At 66.3% G+C, this 17,337-nt stretch carries 13 protein-coding genes; 8 read left to right on the top strand and 5 right to left on the bottom strand.

What is annotated here, in order from left to right; genetic code table 11:
* The first annotated feature begins 190 nt into the window (after window positions 1–190).
* Complete coding sequence (locus tag ACYP5B_RS05805) at window positions 191–2,905, top strand: DNA topoisomerase III (RefSeq protein WP_459568925.1); 2,715 nt, start codon at window positions 191–193, stop codon at window positions 2,903–2,905.
* Window positions 2,906–2,980: 75 nt separating this feature from the next.
* Here the strand turns inward: ACYP5B_RS05805 and ACYP5B_RS05800 are convergent, their stop codons facing one another.
* The gene (locus ACYP5B_RS05800; protein ID WP_267604846.1) at window positions 2,981–3,883 is read right to left on the bottom strand and encodes a LysR family transcriptional regulator; all 903 of its coding nucleotides are present in this window, start codon (window positions 3,881–3,883) and stop codon (window positions 2,981–2,983) included.
* A gap of 192 nt (window positions 3,884–4,075) precedes the next feature.
* Between ACYP5B_RS05800 and ACYP5B_RS05795 the strand changes: the two genes are divergently transcribed.
* On the top strand, window positions 4,076–4,381 hold the full coding sequence (locus ACYP5B_RS05795) for a hypothetical protein (protein ID WP_400091623.1): 306 nt from the start codon (window positions 4,076–4,078) through the stop codon (window positions 4,379–4,381).
* Window positions 4,382–4,711: 330 nt separating this feature from the next.
* Here ACYP5B_RS05795 and ACYP5B_RS05790 read toward each other — a convergent pair whose 3' ends face one another.
* The 3 genes from ACYP5B_RS05790 to ACYP5B_RS05780 form a co-directional block, all read right to left on the bottom strand.
* Window positions 4,712–5,188, bottom strand: a complete 477-nt coding sequence (locus tag ACYP5B_RS05790; protein ID WP_267604848.1) for a hypothetical protein — start codon at window positions 5,186–5,188, stop codon at window positions 4,712–4,714.
* A 229-nt stretch (window positions 5,189–5,417) separates the two neighbouring features.
* Window positions 5,418–5,612 (bottom strand): YbdD/YjiX family protein, encoded by a 195-nt coding sequence (locus ACYP5B_RS05785; RefSeq protein WP_006162283.1) that lies wholly within the window; start codon window positions 5,610–5,612, stop codon window positions 5,418–5,420.
* Window positions 5,613–5,681: 69 nt separating this feature from the next.
* Window positions 5,682–7,754 (bottom strand): carbon starvation CstA family protein, encoded by a 2,073-nt coding sequence (locus tag ACYP5B_RS05780; RefSeq protein ID WP_459568924.1) that lies wholly within the window; start codon window positions 7,752–7,754, stop codon window positions 5,682–5,684.
* 390 nt (window positions 7,755–8,144) lie between these two features.
* Between ACYP5B_RS05780 and ACYP5B_RS05775 the strand changes: the two genes are divergently transcribed.
* Together ACYP5B_RS05775 and ACYP5B_RS05770 are read left to right on the top strand one after the other, a co-directional pair.
* The gene (locus tag ACYP5B_RS05775) at window positions 8,145–9,563 is read left to right on the top strand and encodes a cache domain-containing protein (RefSeq protein WP_459568923.1); all 1,419 of its coding nucleotides are present in this window, start codon (window positions 8,145–8,147) and stop codon (window positions 9,561–9,563) included.
* Window positions 9,560–10,228: a response regulator gene (locus ACYP5B_RS05770; protein ID WP_267604851.1), complete on the top strand. Its 669-nt coding sequence runs from the start codon at window positions 9,560–9,562 to the stop codon at window positions 10,226–10,228. Before ACYP5B_RS05775 ends, ACYP5B_RS05770 begins: the two co-directional genes overlap by 4 nt.
* Before the next feature lie 147 nt (window positions 10,229–10,375).
* On the opposite strand, the gene ACYP5B_RS05765 is transcribed toward ACYP5B_RS05770, so the two are convergent.
* On the bottom strand, window positions 10,376–12,232 hold the full coding sequence (locus ACYP5B_RS05765) for a phosphoenolpyruvate carboxykinase (GTP) (protein ID WP_459568922.1): 1,857 nt from the start codon (window positions 12,230–12,232) through the stop codon (window positions 10,376–10,378).
* Window positions 12,233–12,801: 569 nt separating this feature from the next.
* Here ACYP5B_RS05765 and ACYP5B_RS05760 point away from each other — a divergent pair.
* From ACYP5B_RS05760 to ACYP5B_RS05745, 4 genes are all read left to right on the top strand, one after another.
* Window positions 12,802–13,815 carry a D-2-hydroxyacid dehydrogenase family protein gene (locus ACYP5B_RS05760; protein ID WP_318234284.1) on the top strand — a complete coding sequence of 338 codons (1,014 nt, stop codon included), beginning with the start codon at window positions 12,802–12,804 and terminating at the stop codon, window positions 13,813–13,815.
* Window positions 13,816–13,972: 157 nt separating this feature from the next.
* Window positions 13,973–15,148: an MFS transporter gene (locus ACYP5B_RS05755; protein ID WP_459568920.1), complete on the top strand. Its 1,176-nt coding sequence runs from the start codon at window positions 13,973–13,975 to the stop codon at window positions 15,146–15,148.
* Window positions 15,149–15,266: 118 nt separating this feature from the next.
* A complete protein-coding gene (locus tag ACYP5B_RS05750) occupies window positions 15,267–15,896 on the top strand; it encodes an MOSC domain-containing protein (RefSeq protein WP_318234282.1) in 630 nt (209 codons plus the stop codon).
* Between the two features lie 198 nt (window positions 15,897–16,094).
* Entirely contained in the window at window positions 16,095–17,327 is a 1,233-nt protein-coding gene (locus ACYP5B_RS05745) for an efflux RND transporter periplasmic adaptor subunit (RefSeq protein ID WP_459568919.1), read from the top strand.
* The last annotated feature ends 10 nt before the right edge of the window (window positions 17,328–17,337 follow it).

Raw genomic sequence — 17,337 nt, 5'->3', positions numbered from 1 at the left:
TCAGGGCCGGCCCGCATGCCAGCAGCGCCCGTTTGACGGCGACGGCGGAGGCAGCTTGCTTGCACCGCCGTCGGAACCGCGCTTATTATTGGCGCCTCAAAGCCCCAAGCTCGCTGTTTACATATAGTGCAGAGCCCTTAGTGGCAACAATTCGCAGGTCGCCAGAGTGCGGCCAGCAAGGATCCGATCCATGTCAAAAGCCCTCATCATCGCGGAAAAGCCATCGGTTGCGGCCGATATCGCCCGTGCCCTCGGGGGCTTTACCAAGCATGACGAATACTTCGAAAGTGACGATTACGTTCTTTCGTCGGCCGTCGGCCACCTGGTTGAAATCGCCGCCCCGGACGAATACGAAGTCAAGCGAGGCAAGTGGAGCTTCGCCAACCTGCCGGTGATTCCCCCCCACTTCGACCTGCGCCCCATCCCCAAGACCGAGTCGCGGCTGAAGGTGCTCAACCGCCTGATCAAGCGCAAGGACGTCACCGGCCTGGTGAACGCCTGCGACGCGGGGCGAGAAGGGGAGCTGATCTTCCGCCTGATCCAGCAGCAGGCCAAGGCCAAGCAGCCGGTGCAGCGCCTGTGGCTGCAGTCCATGACGCCGCAGGCAATCCGCGACGGCTTTGCCCGCCTGCGCGACGATGCCGACATGCTGCCGCTGGCGGACGCCGCGCGCTGCCGCTCGGAAGCCGACTGGCTGGTGGGCATCAACGGCACGCGCGCCATGACCGCGTTCAACAGCAAGGGCGGCGGCTTCTTCCTGACCACGGTTGGCCGGGTGCAGACCCCCACGCTGTCGATCGTGGTGGAGCGCGAAGAGAAGATCAAGAAGTTCATCCCGCGCGACTACTGGGAAGTGCGCGCCGAGTTCATCGCCGCCGCCGGCCTCTACGAAGGCCGCTGGTTCGACCCCAAGTTCAAGAAGAGCGAGTTCGATCCCGAGACGCGCGAGTCGCGCCTGTGGAGCGAGGCCGAGGCCAAGAGCATCGTGGCGGCCTGCCGTGACAAGACCGGCACCGTCACCGAAGAGTCCAAGCCGTCCTCGCAGCAGTCGCCGGCGCTGTTCGACCTGACCACGCTGCAGCGCGAGGCCAACTCGCGCTTCGGCTTCTCGGCCAAGAACACCCTCGGCCTGGCCCAGGCGCTGTACGAAAAGCACAAGGTGCTGACCTACCCGCGTACCGATGCGCGCGCGCTGCCCGAGGACTACCTGGACACGGTCAAGCAGACCATGGACATGCTGGCCGAGAGTTCGCCGAACTACCTGCCGCACGCCAAGAAGGTGCTGGCCAGCGGGTGGATCAAGCCCAACAAGAAGATCTTCGACAACAGCAAGATCAGCGATCACTTCGCTATCATCCCGACGCTGCAAGCCCCGAAGAACCTCTCGGAGCCGGAGCAGAGGCTGTATGACCTGGTGGTGCGCCGCTTCCTGGCGGTGTTCTTCCCGGCGGCCGAGTTCCAGGTCACCACCCGCATTACCGAGGTGGCCGGCCATCATTTCAAGACCGAGGGCAAGGTCCTGGTCAATCCCGGCTGGCTGGTGGTCTATGGCCGTGAAGCCCAGGGCGACGAGGCCAACCTGGTGGCGGTGGCCAAGGACGAGCGCGTCAAGGTCGACAAGGTCGACGGCGTGATGCTGACCACCAAGCCGCCCGCGCGCTACAACGAAGCCACGCTGCTGTCCGCCATGGAGGGCGCCGGCAAGCTGGTGGACGACGACGCGCTGCGCGAGGCCATGGCCGGCAAGGGCCTGGGCACGCCAGCCACGCGCGCGGCCATCATCGAAGGCCTGCTCGCCGAGAAATACCTGGTGCGCGAAGGCCGCGAGCTGATTCCCACCGCCAAGGCCTTCCAGCTGATGACGCTGCTGCGCGGCCTGGGCGTGCAGGAACTGACCCAGGCCGAGCTGACCGGCGAATGGGAGCACAAGCTGTCGCAGATCGAGCGCGGCGGCCTCAAGCGCGACGAGTTCATGCGCGAGATCGCGCAGATGACGCAGCAGATCGTCAAGCGCGCCAAGGAATACGACAGCGACACAATTCCGGGCGACTACGCCACGCTGGCCACGCCCTGCCCGCAGTGCGGCAGCCAGGTCAAGGAGAACTACCGCCGCTTTGCCTGCACCGCGTGCGAATTCTCGATCAGCAAGATCCCGGGTGGGCGCCAGTTCGAGATCGACGAAGTCGAAGAACTGCTGCTGAAGAAGGAAATCGGTCCGCTGCAAGGCTTCCGCAGCAAGATGGGCCGGCCGTTCGCCGCCATCCTCAAGCTGGGCAAGGACGACGAAGGCCATTACAAGATGGAATTCGACTTCGGCCAGAACGACGACGACAACGACGGCGAGCCGGTCGACTTCAGCGGGCAGGAAGCGGTTGGTGCCTGTCCCAAGTGCGGCGGCTCGGTGTACGAGCACGGCATGAAGTACGTGTGCGAGAACAGCGTGGCCGTGCCCAAGGCCTGCGACTTCACCACGGGCAAGATCATCCTGCAGCAGGAGATCTCGCGCGAGCAGATCGGCAAGCTGCTGGGCGTGGGCCGCACGGACCTGCTGACCGGCTTCAAGTCATCGCGCACCGGGCGCAACTTCAAGGCCTTCCTGGCCAAGCAGCCGGACGGCAAGATCGGCTTCGAGTTCGAGGCGCGCGAGCCCAAGGCGGGCGCCAAGACCGCGGCCAAGGGCGCAGCGGCCAAGACCACGTCCGCCAAGGCTGGCGGCGAGGATCAGGCTGCCGAAACGGTGAGCAAGGCCAAGGCGCCGGCCAAGAAGGTGGCGGCCAAGAAGGCCCCCGCCGCCAAGAAGGCACCCGCAGCGAAGAAAGCCGCGGCCAAGACGCCGGCAGCCAAGCGCGCTACCGGCAAGTCCCGCGCCGATGACGAAGCCACGGCCGACGCCGAGGAGGAGTGAGCCGCGCGCGGAGCCGGCGTCCTGCCGGCTCCGCGCTTGCCTTTTATCCCTTTATCCCTCGATCCTGCGATTCCCCTACTGGTTGTCGCTGCGGATCTTGCCCTCTTCGAGCAGGAAATCGATAAAGGCGCGGACCTTGGTCGGCAGGAACTTGCGGCTCGGGTAGACCACGCTGATATCGCGTTTCGGCAACTGGTACTGCGGCAGGATGTGCGTCAGCCGCCCCGCCTCGATATTGGGGCGCGCCAGGTAGGATGACAGCATCGCCACGCCCATGTCGGCCAGCGCCGCCTGGTGTGCCAGCTCGGCATTGCTGCACAGCAGGCCCGGGCGGATCGGCACCGTCACCTCGCCCTCCGGGCCCGACAGCGTCCACTCATGCTCCGCGGTGGGAAGGCGCATTGCGATACAGCGGTGGTTGGTCAGCTCGTGCGCGTGGCGCAGCGGCGGGTGCTTGCGCAGGTAGCCTGGCGAGGCGCACAGGATGATCTCGGCGGAGATCAGCGGGCGCGCCACCAGGTGCGAGCCCAGCCCCAGGTCCGACAGCACCACGCCCACGTCGCGGCCCTCCTCCACGATATCGACGATACGGTCCGACAGCTGCACGTCGAATACCACTTCCGGGTACAGGGCCTGGAAGCGCGCCAGCGTGTCCGGCAGCAGGTGCAGGCCGAACATCACCGGCGTCACCAGCCGTAGCGTGCCGGAGAGCGACTGGCTGCGTGCCGTCACCACGGCCTCGGCCTCCTCTACATCCTCCAGGATCTGCTGGCAACGCTGCAGGTAGGTTTCCCCGGCGTCGGTCAGCGACAGGCTGCGGGTGGTGCGATTGAGCAAGCGCGTGCCAAGGTGGCTCTCCAGGTCGGCCACGTAGCGCGTCACCACCGCATTGGACATTTCCAATTGTTGCGCCGCACGAGCAAAGCTGCCGAGCTCGACCACTTTGGAAAAGACGCGCATCGATTGCAGCCGGTCCATGACATAGTCTCCAGTCTTGCCCGCGAACTTTTACGGAAAGTGGGTTGTTTATTGTTAAAACTACAACTAATCATTGTCTGGGGCAATATTTATTCATATCAGGGAAATGCCTAATATGAAGCCATCGGATGCCGCATTGCAGCGAAGGCTGCTGAGAAGACTAGGTGTCCTGCCTGTGGAAAGGATTCAATCATGAAAAGCCAACGTTTCGCCCTGATCGCCGCTGCCACCACGCTTGCAGCCGCCCTGACCGCCGCCCCCGCATTTGCCAAGGCCGGTAAGTTCGACCCCTACACCGATGGCGCCCGCGCCACCCAGGCTTCGGTCTACAGCAACGGCGGCCGCGCTGGCAAGTTCGACAGCTTTACCGACGGCGCTCGTGCCGGCAAGTTCGACCCGTTCACGGATGGCGCCCGCGTTGGCAAGTTCGACCCGTACACCGACGGCGCCAAGGCCGGCAAGTTCGACGTCTTCACCGACGGCGCCGCTGCCCTGTAATTCAGGCGCCCTGTCGGCGGGAACCGCTTCTGATGGCGGTTCCATCCCTTTCGGCTGATCTCCACAGGCCGACGGGGAGGGAGCGAAAGCTCTCTCTCCGTACTACATGGAGGACACGCCCGTACCACGCCGGTATGGGCGTGTTTGTTTTTGGGACGCCGCTTGTGCCGCGTTCGCTCGCGCGTATCGGGTGATGCATGATACCCCCGGCCAGGTTTTCGGACCGGCGTCGGGGCATAAAAAAACGGGCCAGTCATGGCCCGTTTTTGTTGCCGGCGTCGTAGGCCGGCTGCCTGCGGGCGGGGGATGATCCCGCCTGCGCCATGCAGATCAATCGTCGTGATCGTGATGGTTGTGGCCACGGCCGTGCTTGCGCTTGTAGCCGCTGCGGTAGTAGCGGTCGTCGCGGTAGCCGCGGCCGCGTTCGTCCGCGTAGGAGTTGCTGCGCGAGACGTTGCCGCCCAGCGCAGCACCTGCACCGCCGCCAACCGCCGCGCCCAGCAGGCCGCCGGTGCGCCCGCCCATGGCGTTGCCCGCTGCCGTGCCTGCGCCGCCGCCCAGCGCGCCGCCGATGATGGCGCCAGTGCGCTCGCGGCGGTTGGATGTGACCGCGCCGCCTGCGCCGCCGCCAACGGCGCCGCCGATCACCGCACCGGTCGAGCCGCCAAGCGCGCCACCGACCGCCGCGCCGGCGACACCGCCGAGTGCGCCGCCGAGGGCATTATTCATATCGCCCGCAAACACCGGCAGGGCGGATGCCGCCAGGGCGATGGCCAGGGTGAAACTGCGAACGGGGTGCCGAGACATGTTCTTCTTCCTTGGGTTGAGCAACTGTGACGCAAGTGTAGAGATGTAGCCGCGACCTTGCTGTAACCACGTGTAAGGCGCTGTAACCGCTGCAGAAACGTCAAACGGTCCGCCAGCATTGGTGGACCGTTCTTTAACGGCGTGAAGCGCGGAGTTACTGCGGGGTTAGGATGGTTGTGCGGCTATGCGCACTCACATTCCTGTGTGCGTGCCGCACGCCACGTGCAGGTCAGCAACATTTTCCCTGCCCCCCGCCGTAGCGGGCCTCCTGCCGTTCGCGAAAGAATGCCTCGTAGGTCATGGGTTCGCGGTCGGGGTGGGTGGCCTCCATGTGCGCCACATAGGTCTGGTAATCCGGCAAACCCACCATCAGGCGCAGGGACTGGCCCAGGTAGCGTCCCATGGTTCCAAGTTGCTCAAGCATGATGGATCTCCTGTTTCCAAATCCAAGCCCGATATCGGGTTAGCGCTGGCCGGTGGCCAGCGCACCCACTCAATGCTGCGCCGAAGCCGAAGCCGGCATCGCTTCGAACGGCGTTTCGCGGTCGCTCGGGCGGCTCTGCGTGCGAGCCTTCATCGCGGTCTTGAAGCCGTAGAACACGATCGACAGCACCACGAACATGAACAGCGCGCACAGTCCGGCATCCAGGTAGTCGTTGAAGACGATGCGATGCATCTGCTCCATCGACTTGGCCGGAGCCAGCACCTTGCCTTGGGCGATGGCGTCGCTGAACTTGGCCGCGTGGGTCAGGAAGCTGACCTTGGGGTCGGCGTCGAACAGCTTTTGCCAGCCGGCGGTCAGCGTGCAGATCAGCAGCCAGATGGTGGGCACCAGGGTGACCCAGGCGTACTGGCCGCGCTTCATCTTGACCAGCACGCAGGTGCCGAGCACCAGCGCCACCGCAGCCAGCATCTGGTTGGAGATGCCGAACAGCGGCCACAGCGTGTTGATGCCGCCCAGCGGGTCAACCACGCCCTGGTACAGGAAATAGCCCCAGAACGATACGGTCAGCGCGGTGGCGATCAGGTTGGCCGGCAGCGAGTCGGTGCGGCGAAACGACGGCACGAAGCTGCCCAGCAGGTCCTGCAGCATGAAGCGGCCCGCGCGGGTGCCCGCATCTACCGCGGTCAGGATGAACAGCGCCTCGAACAGGATGGCGAAGTGGTACCAGAAGGCCATCATGGCCTGGCCGCCCACCACCTGGTGCAGGATGTGGGCAATGCCCACGGCCAGCGTCGGTGCGCCGCCGGCGCGCGAGATGATGGAGTTCTCGCCAACGTCCTTGGCGGTCTGGATCAGCACGTCGGGCGTGATCACGAAGCCCCAGCCCGAAACCACCTGGGCTACCGTTTCCGGCGAGGTGCCGATCACGGCTGCCGGGCTGTTCATGGCGAAGTAGACGCCCGGCTCGATCACCGAGGCGGCCACCAGCGCCATGATGGCGACGAAGGACTCGGCCAGCATCGCGCCATAGCCGATAAAGCGCATATGCGCTTCGCTCTCAAGCAGCTTGGGCGTGGTGCCCGAGGAGATCAACGCGTGGAAGCCCGACACCGCGCCGCAGGCGATGGTGATGAAGAGGAACGGGAACAGGTTGCCCGACCACACCGGCCCGCCGCCCTTGGCGAACTGTGTGAACGCCGGCATCTTCAGCTCCGGCGCCACGATCAGGATGCCGATGGCCAGCGCGATGATGGTGCCGATCTTCAGGAAAGTGGAGAGATAGTCGCGCGGGGCCAGCAACAGCCACACCGGCAGCACGGCGGCGATAAAGCCGTAGATGATCAGCATCCACGTCAGCGCCTTGCCGTCGTAGGTGAACAGTGGCGCCAGCACGGCGCTCTCATGCACATACTGGCCGCCGATGATGGCGAGCATGAGCAGCACGAAACCGATCACCGACACCTCGCCGATGCGGCCCGGGCGGATGTAGCGCGTGTAGATACCCATGAAGATGGCGATAGGAATCGTCACCCCCACCGTGAAGGTGCCCCAGGGCGAGTCCGCCAGCGCCTTCACCACGATCAGCGCCAGCACTGCCAGGATGATGATCATGATCATGAAGCAGCCGAACAGCGCGATCATGCCGGGCACCGTGCCCATCTCGGACTTGATCAGGTCGCCCAGCGAGCGGCCGTCGCGGCGCGTGGAGATGAACAGCACCATGAAGTCCTGCACCGCGCCGGCAAACACCACGCCCGCCAGGATCCACAGCATGCCGGGCATATAGCCCATCTGCGCGGCCAGCACCGGGCCCACCAGCGGGCCGGCGCCGGCAATGGCGGCGAAGTGGTGGCCGAACAGCACCGCCTTGTTGGTCGGCACGTAGTCCAGCCCGTCGTTATGGCGCCAGGCCGGCGTCATGCGTTTGGGATCGAGCTGCATCACCTTCTCGGCGATGAACTTGCTGTAGTAGCGGTAAGCGATCAGATAGATACAGATCGCGGCGACCACGATCCACAAGGCACTGACGGCTTCGCCGCGAGACAGTGCAACGGTGGCAAAGGCAAAGGCGCCAAGGACGGCGACGGCCAGCCACACCAGGTGTTGCCCGATGCGATTCATGATGAGGGTCTCCTCAGACCATTTTTAGGAATGCCGGCGGCGGCAGGTGCCGGAAGCAAGGGGGGCGCGGGTGGCGTCCCCTGGTGGCGGCGGGCGGAGGGGTGGGCGGCGGGTTGGTTCCTGCCATGTCTCCGTCGACGCCCGGTATGTCTCGCAAGATCCGGATCTGGTCGTCGCAGGCGGGCGATGCAAACAGCTCAGACGCTAGCCGCACCCACTGCGCAGGACGCATGCATTGCGCCGCCTGTGCGGCACTCGCGCGTCCGGCGTGTAGTATTGACACCCGTCCCTGGCGGCACAAGCGCGGAACTACGCAGCGATGCTGCGTGTTACTACGTAGATCGACGCTCGCATGCCGCTTGCGCGTCATCCGTGTTTACCCCGGTCCCGATGAAACTCCGTCAGAAAATCCTGTTACTGGCCGTCGCGCCGCTCGCCGTGGCCATGTTCGGCATCGCGCTGGCCGTGCGTTACCAGGCCACCCAGCTGGCAAGCCACGAGCGCGCGCTGGTCGAGGCGGCCTACCTGCAGAGCAAGGAAGTCGAGCTGCGCCACTACGTAGAACTGGCGCAAAGCGCGATCGCGCCGATGGTGCGCTCGGGCCACAACGATGCGGCCACCCGCGACGCCGCCATGCAGGCCCTGGCGCGCCTGGACTACGGCCCCGACGGCTACTTCTTTCTCTACGACCTGCAGGGCCGCAACCTGATGCACCCGCGCCAGCCCGAGCTGGTCGGGCAGGATTTGTGGAGCTTGCGTGACCCGCAGGGCGCGCTCACCATCCAGAAGCTGATCGCCGCGGCCCGCGCCGGCGGTGGGTCGGTGCGCTATATGTGGAGAAAGCCCTCCTCGCAGCAACTGGCCCCCAAGCTGGGTTACGTGGTCGCCGTGCCGGAGTGGAACTGGATGCTGGGCACCGGCATCTATCTCGACGACGTGGAGCGCACCCTGCGCCAGCTCGATGCGCGGGCGGAGACCGATATCCGCGAGACCATGGCCTGGATCGGCGTGATTGCCGCGATCAGCATCCTGCTGGTGGCCGCCAGCGGCCTGGCGCTCAATGTGAGCGAGCACCGCGAGGCCGACGCCAAACTGCGGCAGCTGGCGCAGCGCGTGGTGCAGTCGCAGGAAGAAGAACGCGCGCGGCTGTCGCGCGAGCTGCACGACGGCATCAGCCAGTTGCTGGTGTCGGTCAAGCTGCTGCTGGAGACCGCCACCAACCGCCTGCGCATGGCCCCGGCCGAGGGCGCCTCGGTTGCGCCCGTGCTTGGCACGGCGCTGGTCCGGCTGGATACGGTCTTCAATGAGGTGCGCCGGGTGGCGCGCAACCTGCGCCCTGCCCTGCTTGACGACCTTGGCCTGTTCGCGGCGCTGCAGCACCTGGCACGCGAGATGCAGGAAGGCAGCGGGCTGCAGATTGCGGTGTCGCACACGGGCAAGCCGCGCGAACTCGCCGACGAGCAGGCCACGGCCCTCTACCGCATCGCCCAGGAGGCGCTGACCAATGTGGAGCGGCATGCGCATGCGCGCCATGTCACGCTGGTGCTGGCGTTTGACGCCAACGCTACCCGGCTGACCGTGCAGGACGACGGCGCCGGCTTCGACGTGGCACGCATGCAGCTCGATCCGAAGCGCGGCATCGGCCTGCGCAATCTGCGCGAGCGCGTCGCCGCGCTGGGCGGCGAGTTCGATATCGTCTCCGGGCCGGGCGCGACCAGGCTGAGCGCCGCGGTTCCGGTAGTGCCGGTGCAGTCGACCATACGCCACAACCCAAATTTGCCAGATTCACCAGGAAACACCCACTCATGACCCCCGCCCCCGCCCGCGTCCTGCTGATCGACGACCACGCGCTGGTGCGCGACGGCATGCGCATGCGTCTTAGCCTGCAGCCCGAGCTCACGGTGGTGGGCGAAGCCGACGACGGCGAGGCCGCGCTGGCCTGGCTGGCGCGGGCCAGCGCCGAGCACATGCCTGAGCTGGTCATCACCGATATCGGCATGCGGGGCATGGGCGGCATCGCACTGGCCGCCGCGTTGCACGAGGACTATCCCGAACTGGCCGTGCTGATCGTGTCGATGCACGACAACCTCGAATACGTGCGCCAGGCGATCCGCGCCGGCGCGCGCGGCTATGTGCTCAAGGATGCGCCCGCCGACGAACTGATGGCCGCCATCGCCGCAGTGCTGGCCGGCCGCGTGTTCTACAGCGCCCGCATCGCCCGCAGCATGGCCGAGCAAAGCCCGGCCGCCGGGCCGCTCGACGCGCTTACTCCGCGCGAGCGCGACATCTTCAACTGCATCGGCCGCGGCCAGGCCAACAAGGACATTGCCGCCGCGCTGGGCGTGTCGGTGCGCACCATCGAGACCCACCGGCTCAACCTGCGGCGCAAGCTGGGCATCGAGGGCCGCGCCGAACTGGTGAAGTTCGCCGTGGAACATGCCGGCGCCGAGGGCGGACCGGGCGGGCCCAAATGAAAAAAGCCCGCCCCGTTTCCGGGGTGGGCTTTCGAGATTGCTGGCAAGGCTGGAGCGACAGCCGTCGTCGTAGCGTGTGGTTTTGGCCTGTTCGACGGCTCCGGCCGATGCATCAGGTTTGTCAGCGAGGCCGGGCCTGCCTGTTATTTAGGCAGCCAGACGCTTGGCCAGCGCGGCCTTGGCATCCACCAGGGCTTGCGGCAGGTTGTGCTTGAGTTGCGTGAACAGCTCCTCATGCAGCGCCAGTTCCTGTTGCCAGGCGGCGTGGTCGATCGAGGTGACTTGCTCGAATTGCTGCTGGGTGAAGTCCAGGCCTTCCCAGTTCAGGTCCTCGAAGCGGGGCGAGGTGCCGAACACGTGGTCGGTGCCCTTGCCGCGGCCTTCGACGCGGTCGATCATCCACGACAGCACGCGCATGTTCTCGCCAAAGCCCGGCCACACGAAGTTGCCGTCCGCGTCCTTGCGGAACCAGTTGACGCAGTAGATGCCCGGCAGCTTGGCGCCGGCAGCTTCCAGCTTCTTGCCCAGCGCCAGCCAGTGGCCGAAGTAGTCGCTCATGTTGTAGCCGCAGAACGGCAGCATGGCGAACGGGTCGCGGCGCACCACGCCTTGCTGGCCGGCAGCGGCGGCGGTGGTTTCCGAGCCCATGGTGGCGGCCATGTAGACGCCTTCGGTCCAGTTGCGGGCTTCCGTCACCAGCGGCACGGTGGTGGAGCGGCGGCCGCCGAAGATGAACGCATCGATGGCGACGCCGGCCGGGTTGTCCCAGTTATCGTCGATCGACGGGCACTGCACGGCCGGGGCGGTGAAGCGGGCGTTCGGGTGGGCAGCCTTGGCGCCGTTTTCCTTGGCGATGGCCGGGGTCCAGTCCTTGCCTTGCCAGTCGGTCAGGTGCGCCGGAGCTTCCTTGGTCATGCCTTCCCACCACACGTCGCCGTCGTCGGTCAGCGCCACGTTGGTGAAGATGACGTTTTCCTTGAGCGTAGCCATCGCGTTGAAGTTGGTCTTCTCGCTGGTGCCCGGGGCCACGCCGAAGTAGCCGGCTTCCGGGTTGATGGCGTACAGGCGGCCGTCCTGGCCCGGCTTGATCCAGGCGATGTCGTCGCCGATGGTGGTGACCTTCCAGCCTTCGAAGCCCTTGGGCGGGATCAGCATGGCGAAGTTGGTCTTGCCGCAGGCCGACGGGAACGCAGCGGCCACGTGGTACTTCTTGCCTTCCGGCGACGTCACGCCCAGGATCAGCATGTGCTCGGCCAGCCAGCCTTCGTCGCGGCCCATGGTGGACGCAATGCGCAGTGCGAAGCACTTCTTGCCCAGCAGCGCGTTGCCGCCGTAGCCTGAGCCGTACGACCAGATTTCGCGCGTTTCCGGGAAATGGACGATGTACTTCGTCGGGTTGCACGGCCACGCCACGTCTTTCTCGCCGGCAGCCAGCGGCTTGCCCACGGTGTGCACGCACGGCACGAACTCGCCGTCGGTGCCCAGCACGTCGAACACGGCGCGGCCCATGCGCGTCATGATGCGCATGTTGACGGCAACGTACGGCGAATCCGACAGTTCCACGCCAATGTGGGCGATCGGCGAGCCCAGCGGGCCCATCGAGAATGGCACCACGTACAGCGTGCGGCCGCGCATGCAGCCGTCGAACAGGCCGGACAGCGTCTGGCGCATTTCAGCCGGGGCGGTCCAGTTGTTGGTGGCGCCGGCGTCTTCCTTCTTCTGCGAGCAGATGAAGGTGCGGTCTTCCACACGTGCCACGTCGGACGGATCGGACAGCGCCAGGAACGAGTTCTTGCGCTTGGCCGGGTTCAGGCGCTTCATGGTGCCGGCGGCGACCATCTGTTCGCACAGGCGGTCGTACTCTTCCTGCGAGCCGTCGCACCAGTAGATATTGTCGGGTTTGGCAAGGGCGGCGAACTCGGCGACCCAGGCGACCAGCTTCTGGTGCTTGACCCAGGCTGGAACGTTGAGTGCGGGCGTGCCCTGCATGGCGGGGTGGTTCATACTGCAACTCCAAAGCGTAAAGGAAAATCTTGCAAAGCCTGGCCGGTTGCCGCGTCGGGAGACGGCTGGCGGCGGCCCCACGACCAGGGCAGACCGCGGCAATTCGCCGCTGGTTCCGCACCGGGCCGGGTAGGATGGCTCAGGCCAGGATCGTCACATCCCGTTACAACTCCACAGCGACCGGAACTGCGCAAAAGGTCGCGACAGGCCCCGCGGCTGCGCTACAGTGGCGCTTCGCCTGTGACAGGGCCGGGCAGGCTTTGTCCGATGTGGCCCGGGTGACGGGAGCAAGGCTCGACCGACAATCTGGGGCGGCATCGGAACCGGCAAGGATACCACCGCCGCACGCCGCTGTTTTTTGCTCCGCAGCAATGTTCGTGCGCGATTCCGGGCCATGCCGTATTGTCTCGTTTGCCTGTCCGTCGGCTCACTTTCGCGTCGCGCGGGATTGTTCCCGCAGCGTGCTGCATCCGGTGCGATGTCGGGCGGCAGATGCTAAAACTATAACGTTGATGGGTGCGCCGCAATGTGGGTGTGCGCACCTTGCGATAGCCAAACTAGAGTTTCCGATGAAGATTGCCGTACTCGACGATTATCAGGATGCCGTTCGCAAGCTGTCATGCTTCAGCCTGCTCGATAGCCATGACGTCAAGGTGTTCAACAACACCGTCAAGGGCGTAGGCCAGTTGGCGGCACGCCTGTCCGACGTGGAAGCCGTGGTGCTTATCCGCGAACGGTCGCGCATCACCCGGCAACTGCTGGAAAAACTCCCCAAGCTCAAGATCATCAGCCAGACCGGGCGCATTGGCGGCCATGTGGATGTCGAGGCCTGTACCGAGCGCGGCGTGGCGGTGCTGGAAGGCGCGGGCTCGCCCGTGGCCCCGGCCGAGCTCACCTGGGCGTTGATCATGGCGGCCCAGCGGCGCATTCCCCAGTACGTGGCCAGCCTCAAGCATGGCGCCTGGCAGCAGTCCGGGCTCAAGTCCACCACCATGCCGCCCAACTTCGGCCTGGGCCAGGTGCTGCGCGGGCAGACACTCGGGATCTGGGGCTATGGCAAGATCGGCAAGCTGCTGGCGGGCTACGGCCGCGCCTTCGGCATGAACGTGCTGGTATGGGGACGCGAGAACTCTCAGAAAAGCGCGCGCGAGGACGGCCTGGCCGTGGCCGAGTCGCAAGAGCAATTGTTTACCGACAGCGATGTCCTGTCGCTGCACCTGCGCCTGACTGACGAGACCCGCGGGCTAGTCAAGCTGGCCGACTTCTCCCGCATGAAGCCCACCGCGCTGTTCGTCAACACCAGCCGCGCCGAGCTGGTCGAGGAAAACGCCCTGCTGGCCGCGCTCAACCGCGGGCGCCCCGGCATGGCGGCGGTCGACGTGTTCGAGTCCGAGCCCATCCTGCAGGGCCACGCCCTGCTGCGCATGGAAAACTGCATCTGCACGCCGCACCTGGGCTATGTCGAGCGCGAAAGCTATGAGATGTACTTCCGCATTGCCTTCCAGAACATCCTCGATGTGCTGAGCGGCAAGCATGACAGCATCGCCAATCCCAAGGCGCTGACCCCGGCGCTGTCGCGATAAGCGCCAGGCCGTAGACGCTAGCCCCGCCGGCCCCCCTCGGCCGGCGAGTGCGCTACGCTCAACGCGAACAAGGCAAAACCGCTACACTCGGACTTCCCGCGCGGCCTCTGGCCGCGCTTTTCGTCCTGCCCACCTCCTTTTCCCTGCCCCGGTCGCCATGGATCCCAGGCTCGTGATGCTGTGCCTTGGCAATTTTGTCATCGGTACCGGCGCGATGATCGTCACCGGCATGCTCAATGACATTGCCGGCGATTTCCAGCTCGGCGCCGGCACCGCCGGCCAGCTGATCTCCGTGTTTGCGCTGGCGACCTGCGTCGGCGCGCCCTTGTTCGCCACGCTTGGCTCGCGCATCGACCGCCGGCTGCTGCTGGCGGGCGCGCTGCTGGTCTATGCCGCGATGCACCTGGCCGCGGCCTTCGCGCCGAGCTTTGCCAGCCTGATGGCGATTCGCTTCCTGAGCGCGATCGGCGCGGCCATCTACACCCCGCAAGCCGCTGCCACCTTGCCGTTGCTGGTCAACGCGCAGACGCGCGGGCGCGCCATCAGCTTTGTCTTCCTGGGCTGGAGCGTGGCCAGCGTGGTGGGCGTGCCGATGGGGACGTGGATCGCCAGCACGCTGGGCTGGCGCTTCAGCATGGGGCTGGTGGGTTTGCTGGCGCTGGGCGCATCGGTGGGCGTGTGGCGGGCCTTGCCGCCGCGGCTGTATGTGGAGCCGGTGGGGCGGGCGGCCTGGGGCGCGGTGCTGCGGCACACGCCGATGGTGCTGGTGGTGGCCACCACCATGATCCAGTCGGCCGGGATGTTTACGCTGTTTACTTATATTGCCCCGCTGCTGCGCGACGTGCATGGCATCAGCGGCGGCACGCTCAGCCTGATGTTCCTGGCTTATGGCGCCTGCGGCGTCAGCGGCAATGTGCTGGCGGCTTCGCGCATGGACCGGGCCACGCCCGCGCGCATCGTCCAGTTCGCCATGCTGACGTCGCTGGCGGCCATGTTGCTGTGGCCGCTGGCCACGCTGGGGCCGGTGGCGCTGGTGCTGATCTTCATGTTGTGGGGCGTGGGCGGCTTTGCTACCAACAGCGCGCAGCAGGCGCGGCTGGTGGCGCTGGCGCCGGAGCGCGCGGCGGTATCGATCTCGCTCAACTCGTCTTCCATCTACCTCGGCCAGGCCCTGGACGCGATGGGCGGCGCGGCGATCTACGCCACAGCCGGCGCCGACTCCCTGCACTGGGGCGCGGCGGCACTGATGCTGCTGGCGCTGGTGGTATCGCAGCAGGCGCGGGTGCTGGGACGGCGCTGGAGCCTGTGCGAGGCAGCGCGGCAGCAGGCCTGACCCAACCTACCCGGACAAAGCGGCCAGCCGTGCGGCACCACACACGCGGCAGCCGCTTGATACCGCTGTTCGGAAAATCCCGGCGCTAAGATAAAGGACACAGGATCAAGGAGACGGCATGAGCACATCCAATGGCATGCGCCTGCTCGCCATCAGCGTCGGCAAGGCGGTCCCGCTCTTCGTGGCGGCGGTGGGTACCGAAGCGGTGGTGATGTCGGGCATCCGCAAGCACCCGCTCAGCACCTTGCTGCATCCGCTGTCGGTGGCCGTGCGCCCGCTGGGGCTGGCGGGCGACGAACAGGCCGACCTGAGCGTGCACGGCGGCCTGGACAAGGCGGTCTACGCCTACCCGGCCGAACACTACGCCTGGTGGAACGAGCGCCGCCGGGAAGCGCGCCTGCCCGAGGCCGGGAAGCCGCTCGTCCCCGGCGCCATGGGCGAAAACCTGACCCTGGAGGGCGTGCTCGAGACCGACCTGTGGGTGGGGGATCTGCTGCGCATCGGCGACGTGGTGCTCAAGGTGGAGTCGCCCCGCCAGCCCTGCTACAAGCTCAACGCCGTGATGGGCTACCGCCATGCGATCAAGCATATGGTGCAAAGTGGTTATTCAGGCATTTACCTGAGCGTGGTCACCCCGGGCGATCTCCAGGCCGGCGCCGCGGTGGCCGTCGAGCCCGGACCGCGCGATGTGTCGATAGAAAGCATCAACACCCGGCAACGCAATGGCCGCCAGAGCCAGCTTTTCTGATAATGTTTGGCTCTCGATACAAGCAGGTATCCGCTCGCGCTGTAATAGTTTGTAATGGCGCGGATTGCGCGGGCACTGGCCTTCAGCGCCCCTGATCCTGTACTACTAGCGGTCTTCCGCAGCGCGGCACCGGCTTCCCAGAAGGCCGGGCCACGGGGGAGCGGGCGCATTTTGCGCGCACTGTAAGAGAGTCCTCACATGAAAACGAACGGGATCGACCAGGCCAAGGGCTTTGTCGACGCTAAGTGGAGTCCGGCGATGGGTACCGGCAAAGGGGTTTCGCCCTGGTTGCTCGGCGCGGTCTTGATCGCGCTGGCCGCGGGTGGATGGTTCGGCTGGCGTGCCTGGACGGCGCCCAAGCCGGCGACCAAGGCGCCGCCCGTGGTGGTGGTGGCCACCGCCTTGGTGCAGCAGGGGGACGTGCCGCTGCGGGTGACGGCTAACGGCACGGTGAGCGCGCTCGCCACGGTGGAGATCCGCCCGCAAGTGTCGAGCACCGTGCGCACCGTGCATATCAAGGAAGGCCAGACCGTCAAGCCGGGCGACCTGCTCTTCACGCTGGACACCCGCATGGACGAGGCCAACCTCGCCAAGGCGCAGGCCCAGCTGATGCGCGACCAGGCCGACCTGTCCGATGCGCGCCGCACCCTGGCGCGCAGCAAGGAGCTGCTGGAGCGCAATTTCATCTCCAAGAGCGCGGTGGATACGGCCCAGGCCAAGGTCGACGGCTTCGAGGCCACAATCCGCGCCGACCAGGCCGCCATCGAGGCCGGCCGCGTGGCGGTCAGCTATGGCGCCATCCGTGCCACCATCGGCGGGCGCACCGGCGTGATCAATATGTTCCCCGGCTCGCTGGTGATGCCCAACAGCGCGCTGCCGATGGTCACCATCGCCCAGGTGCAGCCGATTGCCGTCACCTTCACGCTGCCCGAGCGCCAGCTCGCCGCACTGCGCGAGGCCCTGCACGCCGGCCCGGTCGCCGTGACCGCGCTGCCCAACGACGGCAGCAAGACCCCGGTCACCGGCAAGATCAGCTTTGTCGACAACACGGTGGACGCGCAGTACGGCAGCATCCGCATCAAGGCGCAGTTCGGCAACGACGAGCAGCGCCTGTGGCCGGGTACCTACGCCAACGTGGACGCGGTGGTGCAGACGCTCAAGGATGCGCTGTCCGTGCCGCCGCAGGCGGTGGTGACGGGACCCGAGGGGCGCTTTGTCTACGCCGTGCAGCCTGACAACCGCGTCAAGCCGATGCCGGTCAAGGTGCAGGTCTCGACCGCCAGCGCCGCCGTGATCGAGGGCGTGCCGCCCGGCACGCGCGTGGTGGTGGAAGGCGCGCAGAACCTGCGCACCGGCAGCCTGGTGCGCGAAGCGACTCCCGCCGCCAAGGCAGGCGCCGCCAGCGCCGCCGTGGCGCACGCCAAGCATTGAGTCCAGAGCA

It is taken from the genome of Cupriavidus sp. 8B (assembly GCF_054589115.1).
The sequence above is the reverse complement of the archived record's forward strand: the minus strand, read 5'-3'. Positions and strand labels throughout refer to the sequence as shown.